The organism is Pseudomonas sp. PB106 (assembly GCF_009764645.1).
Taxonomy (GTDB): domain Bacteria; phylum Pseudomonadota; class Gammaproteobacteria; order Pseudomonadales; family Pseudomonadaceae; genus Aquipseudomonas.
On sequence record NZ_RWIM01000122.1, the window covers coordinates 1 to 5,392 of the forward strand.

6 protein-coding genes and 1 pseudogene are annotated in these 5,392 nt (G+C 61.2%); 5 read left to right on the top strand and 2 right to left on the bottom strand.

The annotated features are described in order from the left end of the window. On the top strand, window positions 1–398 hold a 398-nt coding region (locus EJA71_RS16635), incomplete at its 5' end, for a HEAT repeat domain-containing protein (protein ID WP_178113711.1). Next, the gene (locus EJA71_RS16640; protein WP_158958541.1) at window positions 395–667 is read left to right on the top strand and encodes a DUF971 domain-containing protein; all 273 of its coding nucleotides are present in this window, start codon (window positions 395–397) and stop codon (window positions 665–667) included. The genes EJA71_RS16635 and EJA71_RS16640, both read left to right, overlap by 4 nt. A gap of 103 nt (window positions 668–770) precedes the next feature. On the opposite strand, the gene EJA71_RS16645 is transcribed toward EJA71_RS16640, so the two are convergent. Continuing rightward, the gene (locus tag EJA71_RS16645; RefSeq protein ID WP_158958543.1) at window positions 771–1,508 is read right to left on the bottom strand and encodes a TorF family putative porin; all 738 of its coding nucleotides are present in this window, start codon (window positions 1,506–1,508) and stop codon (window positions 771–773) included. A 188-nt stretch (window positions 1,509–1,696) separates the two neighbouring features. Further along, a complete protein-coding gene (locus tag EJA71_RS16650) occupies window positions 1,697–3,439 on the bottom strand; it encodes an amidohydrolase (RefSeq protein ID WP_158958549.1) in 1,743 nt (580 codons plus the stop codon). 115 nt (window positions 3,440–3,554) lie between these two features. Between EJA71_RS16650 and EJA71_RS16655 the strand changes: the two genes are divergently transcribed. From EJA71_RS16655 to EJA71_RS16665, 3 genes and pseudogenes are all read left to right on the top strand, one after another. Next, window positions 3,555–4,472 (top strand): LysR family transcriptional regulator, encoded by a 918-nt coding sequence (locus EJA71_RS16655; protein WP_158958545.1) that lies wholly within the window; start codon window positions 3,555–3,557, stop codon window positions 4,470–4,472. A gap of 168 nt (window positions 4,473–4,640) precedes the next feature. Further along, a complete protein-coding gene (gene lexA, locus EJA71_RS16660; protein ID WP_158958547.1) occupies window positions 4,641–5,258 on the top strand; it encodes a transcriptional repressor LexA in 618 nt (205 codons plus the stop codon). After that, window positions 5,258–5,392 (top strand): annotated as a pseudogene (locus tag EJA71_RS16665) (DNA lesion error-prone repair protein ImuA); the annotation flags it as partial. The gene lexA and the pseudogene EJA71_RS16665, both read left to right, overlap by 1 nt.

Below are 5,392 nucleotides of genomic sequence, written 5' to 3' on the forward strand. Positions count from 1 at the left end.
CTGGCGCCTTGGGCCTGGCCTCCAGCGCCGAAGTCCTGCCGGCCCTGCGTGAGGCCTTGCGGGACGACGCCTGGCAAGTGCGCGAAGAAGCCGCGACCACCCTGGGCAAAGTCGGCCACGCCGACGCCGGCCCGGCACTGGTTGAAGCCTTGAGCGACGATTATTGGCAAGTGCGCCTGCGCGCCACCCGCAGCCTTGGCCGTTTGCGCTTCGCCCCGGCGCTGGACGCCTTGATCGACACCCTCGGCCATCGCATCAGCAACCTGCGCAAAGAGGCCGCGCTGGCCTTGGGTGAACTGAATGATCGTGGCGCCGTGGCCGCGTTGCAGGCCGCGCAGGACGACGGCGACCCGGAAGTGCGTAAAGCCGTGCGCATCGCTTTGAGTCAGCTGCAATGAACCCGCTGTCGGTGGGTAACTCACAGAGCGAGCAGACGCTGCGGCTGCGCTGGCCGGATGGCCGCGAACAGCAACTCAACCACACCGAACTGCGCCGCCAGTGCCCATGCTCGCAATGTCGCGCCTTTCGCCTGAAAGGCCTGACACCGATGGTCGATGACCGCGTGCGCCTGATCGAACTCAACCCCCAGGGCTACGGCGTGCAATTGGTGTTCAGCGACGGCCACCAGCGCGGGATTTACCCGTGGGCCTATCTGGCACACCTATGACAATCCCTGTAGGAGCTGCCGAAGGCTGCGATCTTTTGATCCTGTTTTTAACAATCAACATCAAAAGATCGCAGCCTTCGGCAGCTCCTACAGCGGCGTGCGGTCAGAAGGATTTGCTGAGGCTGGCGACGACGGTGGCGGTGCAGACGTCCTTGAAGCCCCAGTTACTCAGGCACTGGCTCTGCGAAAGATCGGTGTCGATGTAGCTCAACCCCAACACCACCCCGGCGAGGTTATGGGTGACTTTGACTTCCCACTCCCGATAACTGTCTTCGGCCTGCCCGGACGCCGAATACAAATGCGGATCCTTGAAATCCATGTTGCCGTAACGCAGTTTCAAACCCGAGTCGTACGGCAATTCAGTTTCATAACTGATATAGGTGTACAGCGAGTTCTGTTTGCTATCGATCCCCGGTGCGTCGTTGGAGTAATACGCCGCCAGTTTCACCCCGTACACGCCGAGAATCCCGTAGACCTCGCTCTGGTTGAACTGACTTTCCTTGGGATAGGCGTATTTGATGTAGCCCAGATCAAAGCTGACATCCTCGGTCGCCTGCCACAGCCAACCGGCGTAGTAATCGACTTCCTGACGGGTTTTCAGGCCGCCGCCGAAATCGACGTTGGAACTCCAGGCGCCGAGGTACAGGCCGCTGCTGTGAGCGAGGGTCAAACCGGCCTGCACGGCAGGGTCATTCTGGGTTTGCGAGATGCCGCGGGTGCGATAGTCGCTGACGAGATTGAGATCCACCAACAGCGCAAAGTCATCGTTCAAAGGGATCGCAAAGCTGCTCAAGGGCAGCACGTTCAAGAAACTCAGGGCGAACAGGGGCAAGGCTTTCATGTGAAGTCCCGGTGTTGTGATTGTTTTTGGGGCAGTACGAAATGGGGTGTGGGAATGCCATCCCGGCACCCGCACAGACCCTGTGGGAGCGAGCTTGCTCGCGAAAGCGTCGGGTCAGTCAGCGAAGATGTTGAATGGACCGGCGTCTTCGCGAGCAAGCTCGCTCCCACAGGGTGGGATTTTTGTTGTTATTTTGTGGCGGTGTAGACCTGACGGCCGCCGAACCAGGTCTGCAACACCTGGGTGTCATGCAGGGCTTTGTCGTCGACGCTGAACACGTCGCGATCCAGCACAATAAAGTCCGCCTGCTTGCCCGGCGTCAGCGAGCCGATCTGCTGCTCCAGGCCAATCGTGCGCGCCGCGTTGAGGGTGTAGGCATAGAACATGGTGTCGCGATCCAGACGTTCCTCGGCATTGAGCACGCCCAACGGGCCGACGCGAGTAATCGCCTGGGCCATGGCGTTGAAGGGATTTGGCGATGACACCGGCCAGTCACTGGCGCCGGCAATCGTCGCGCCTTGTTTCAACAGCGAGTGCGCCGGGTACTGATAGCGGAAGGCGAGGGCGCTGACGTAAGGCTTGATCATATCGGTGGTGTAATCGTCGGCGCTGGCCCACAGCAGTTGCATCGAGGCAATGACGTTAAGTGGTTTGAAGCGGGCGAACTCTTTCGGGTTGACCATTTGCAGGTGGGTGATCGAGTGGGTCACGCCGCTCTGGCGATCCTTGCGCGCCTGAGCGATGCCGTTCAACGATTCACGTACCGCGCGATCGCCGATCGCGTGGATGTGCACCAGCCAGCCGCGCTGGTCGATGGCGCTGACCAGCTCACCGAAATGCTGCGGATCGATCAGCAGTTCGCCCTGTTTGTGCGAGTTGCTGTACGGGTCGATCATCGCCGCGCTCTGCGCCGGGAATTCGATCACGCCGTCGGCGAAGATCTTGATCCCCGGCAGCGTCAGATTGGGAATGCCCTGAAATTGCTGGCGCACCTTGTCCAGCGTTTCGAGGTCGGCGGGCACGCTTTTCGGGTTGGCCACCAGCAACGCGGCGACGTGCACGCTCATGTCGCCGCTTTCCGACAAGGCCTTATAGGCCGGCAACACGCCAACAGTTTTCTCGGTGGGTTTGAGCGCGAACACCGCTTCGCCCGGCGGGGCGTTGGCGGCTGGGTCCATCCATGCGGTGATGCCGAGGCTGTTGTTGTAGCGCACGGCGGATTTCGCGGCGTTGAGCATATCGGCGGGGCTTGGCACCGGCATTTTCGAGGCGACTCGATCCCAACCGGCATCGACCAAAAAACCGTTCGGCTCGCCGCTGGCCAGTTTGCCGATGGTGTCTTTTTCCGCATCGGGCAGGGATTTCAGCAGGGCCGCATCAATCCCGGCGCGCTTGAGCATGACGTTGTTGGCCCACGCGGTGTGGTGGTCGCTGCCGATAAACACCACCGGCACATCGGCCCATTCGCCACTGTTGAAAGTTTTGCCCAAGGCCTCGGCTTGCGCCCAATAAACCGAACTCATGCCGGCAATGCTCAGCACGTCGCCATGTTTCGCCTTGCCGTCTGCACGCCAGTCGCGCAGAAGTTTTTGCAGCTCGTCGAGGTTGACGACTTCGTCTTCCATGTTCGCCGAGACCATTTCCAGCCCACCGAAAATCGCGTGGGAATGGCTGTCAATCAGGCCGGGCATCAGCGCTTTGCCCTTGAGGTCGATCACTTGAGTGCCGGGTTCGATCAGGGCTTTGATCTGCGCGTCGGTACCGACTTTCAACACTTTGCCGTTTTCCACGGCGAGGGCCTGAACCTTGGGTTGCGCACGGTCAGCGGTGAAAATCTTGCCGTTGAGCAGGATCAGATCAGGGGCGGCCATGGCTTCCATCGAGGCAAAACTTACAGCGGCTACCAACAGGTTTGGAATGAATCGGGGGATGAATCTTTTCATTGAAGATTTCCTTGTTATTGCGTCTGATGGCGAGATTAGTGGCTGGCGACGGCTGACAGAACGCCTCCCTCACGAAAAACGTTTTTGCCTGAATGGAAAAAGCATGGACAAGTTGGGCGCATTGAAAATGTTCGTGGTCACCGCGCAGCTCGGCAGTTTCAGCCGCGCCGCCGAGCAGTTGGGCAAGACCCCGTCGGCGCTGACCAAAGCGGTCAATCATCTGGAGTCGGAACTGGGCGCGCGCCTGTTCGAGCGCAGCACCCGGCGGATTCTGCTCACGGAAATCGGCCGGGTGTACCTGGAAACAGCGCGGCTGGTGTTGCAGCGGCTGGACGAGGCCAGCGAGGAAATCGAACAGTTGCAGCACGGCTTGCGCGGCAGTCTGAAAATCACTGCGCCGCTGGCGTATGGCCGGGCGTTTCTCGATCAGGTGTGTGACGGCTTTTTGCAGCAATACCCGCAGATCAGCCTGCAAGTGGATCTGTGCGATGCCTTCGTCAACCTGTTGGAAAGTGGCTACGACCTGGCGTTGCGCGAGGGCCACGATGATTTGCCCGGGCTGATCGCGCGGGTGGTGGGCAGCAATCGTCTGGCCTTGTGCGGCAGCCCGGAGTATCTGGCGCGCAAAGACATTGCGGTCAATCCGCAGACCCTTGAAGCGCATGAATGGCTGCTCTATCAGCACCCGTTGCTCAGCCGCGAATTCTGGTGGGCCGAGCGTGACGGGCAGCGCTTGAGCCTGGCGCAACCGACGGCGCCGCTGTTGCGCAGCGATAATTACGATTTGTTGCTCGCCAGTGCCGTGGCCGGACGCGGTTTGTTGCACACGCCGCTGTGGAGCGCCGCGCCGTACATTGCCGACGGGCGACTGGTGCGGGTCATGGCGGATTACGAGATCGACCCGGATACGTTTGGGCCGCATATTCTGGCGGTGTACCCGAGTCATCGACGGGCCACGGCCAAGGTCGTCGCGTTCATTGATTACATCGCAGCATTTCTCACCGAGCGTGGCCTGAGCTGACATCCCCGCACTGATCGTTCCCACGCTCCGCGTGGGAATGCCTCTGGGGACGCTCTGCGTCCAGTGACGCGGAGCGTCACGGCTGCATTCCCACGCGGAGCGTGGGAACGATCAACGTGGGGTGGGCCGACCTGCGGTTGTTGTCAGGAAAATCTGAAAAGAGTACAAATGTACTCCATGACGAACCTGACTCCCCGCCGTACTGCCATCCTGACGTTTATCCGCGATCGCATCGCTGAACACGGTCAGCCCCCAAGCCTCGCTGAAATCAGCGAGGCTTTTGGTTTTGCCTCGCGCAGCGTGGCGCGCAAGCACGTGCTCGCGCTCACTGAAGCCGGGTTTATCGAGGTCAACCCGCATCAGGCCCGGGGCATTCGTCTGCTCGGTCAGCCGCCGCGCCCGGAGTTGCTCGACATTCCCGTGCTTGGCCGTGTCGCTGCCGGTGCGCCGATTGGCGCCGATGCCGAGATCCATAGCCGCTTGATGCTCGACCCGGCGCTGTTCTCCCGCACGCCCGATTACATGCTGCGGGTGCAGGGCGATTCGATGATCGAGGACGGCATTCTCGACGGCGATCTGGTCGGTGTGCGGCGCAATCCCGAAGCGCTCAACGGCCAGATCGTGGTGGCGCGGCTCGACGGTGAAGTCACCATCAAACGCTTCGAACGGCTCGGCGATGAAGTGCGCCTGTTGCCACGTAACCCGGCGTATCAGCCGATTGTCGTGCGCGACGATCAGGATCTGGCCATCGAAGGGGTGTTCTGCGGTCTGGTGAGGCAAGGCTGATGGGCGCCGTCGTTGCGTTGGATACGCTGTTCAATGGCGGCCAGGTCTGGAAGGGCCGGCCTGCGCCACCGGCTGCCAGCCCGCAGCCTACCGGCCACGCCGGGCTGGACGCGGCATTGCCCAGCGGCGGCTGG

Bases quoted from the DNA above. Each gene is read 5' to 3' on its own strand.
- EJA71_RS16640 (WP_158958541.1), top strand. From the start codon at position 395: ATGAACCCGCTGTCGGTGGGTAACTCACAGAGCGAGCAGACGCTGCGG.
- EJA71_RS16645 (WP_158958543.1), bottom strand. From the start codon at position 1,508: ATGAAAGCCTTGCCCCTGTTCGCCCTGAGTTTCTTGAACGTGCTGCCC.
- EJA71_RS16655 (WP_158958545.1), top strand. From the start codon at position 3,555: ATGGACAAGTTGGGCGCATTGAAAATGTTCGTGGTCACCGCGCAGCTC.
- lexA (WP_158958547.1), top strand. From the start codon at position 4,641: ATGTACTCCATGACGAACCTGACTCCCCGCCGTACTGCCATCCTGACG.